This is a genomic window from Armatimonas sp. (genome assembly GCF_031410135.1).
GTDB lineage: Bacteria > Armatimonadota > Armatimonadia > Armatimonadales > Armatimonadaceae > Armatimonas.
In genome coordinates, this window is sequence record NZ_JANNYP010000306.1 from 1 (window position 1) to 1,110 (window position 1,110).

Sequence of the window (1,110 nt, forward strand, 5' to 3'; positions counted from 1 at the left end):
CATCCTGACCCCAAAGGCTCTGGTAGCGGTATGAGCCAAGTCATTCCTCAGATCGACAAGCGGCTCCTCGCGGTCTGTCAGCGCCTCCAGGCACTGGCGAGCGACATCGAGGAGAAGTGGCGCTTTGGTAATGTGCATCTCTTTACGGAGGAGCATGTTATCCAAGCACATCGCGGTTGGCGGCTGGAGGTTCTCGTTCCCGAACTCGACGACTACATCGCCGAGCCGGAGAACGGCAAGCTCGTCGCTCTCCCTCCGAGTACCGCTGAGGCTCTCGACCTACTGGAGCGAATCGTAGTGACCTGCCGGGGCGTGCGGGGGCTTGAGTCCCCTGCGGTTCCCAAGGTCGCCGATCTCCAGGAAGCCGAAGCGCTCCTAAAGCGCAAGCAAAAGTAGACTCACACACTTCGTTACTTCAGTAACACTTCGTCACTCCCTCACCGGGCCATGCTGCCCGGAAGGGTGGTCATGGCTCCGGTCTTTTCTCTATTTTGAAAGGATTGTTTCCATGACCAAACAAGGGTCACAGATAGGCCAAAGGCAGCCTGTGACGCTCGATGAAGCAAGGCTCCTCGCCAATGTCAATGAGCGGGCACAGCGCCTCTATGAGGACGGCTACCGCATCCGCTGCCTCGATGCTCACCGCTACCTGGTTCGCTCGGATCACGGTGGCACTTACACGGTGGATCGCGAGGCGGACACGTGCTCTTGCCCCTTCTTTGAGAAGCATGGTGGGCGCTACCCCTGTAAGCACACACTGGGCTGGAAGAAGCTCCTGCTCACGCAGCGAGCGGCTATCCAAGCACTCAGCGCACGCTGGGAGAGCGTTCCGCTTGAGAACGGCATCCGGCAGGTTCAGGAAGGCATCGTAGAAGCCATCTCGGCGCAGATTCAGAAGCATGGAGGATCTCCCTCATGTCCCTGACTCGACCTGACTTACTGACAATCTCGCGCTACAAGGGCGGCAGGAACTGGGCGGTGCGAGAAGCTGACACCGGCTCTCTCGTGGTCGTCACGCTCTACCGTAAGGGTGCCGTCGAGGTCGTCAGGCGGCTCACGGGAGCGATTCCGGAGCCAACAAGGCGACAGCGGCGGGAGACCTTCGTCTAC

General features: G+C 59.8%; 3 protein-coding genes. All 3 read left to right on the forward strand.

Features of this window, described 5'->3' with window-relative positions:
* Positions 1 to 396, forward strand: a 396-nt coding sequence (locus tag RMO15_RS11070; protein WP_309712009.1) for a hypothetical protein, incomplete at its 5' end; no start/stop codon positions are given.
* A 151-nt stretch (positions 397 to 547) separates the two neighbouring features.
* A complete protein-coding gene (locus RMO15_RS11075) occupies positions 548 to 925 on the forward strand; it encodes an SWIM zinc finger family protein (protein ID WP_309712012.1) in 378 nt (125 codons plus the stop codon).
* On the forward strand, positions 916 to 1,110 hold a 195-nt coding region (locus RMO15_RS11080; RefSeq protein ID WP_309712017.1), incomplete at its 3' end, for a hypothetical protein. The genes RMO15_RS11075 and RMO15_RS11080, both read left to right, overlap by 10 nt.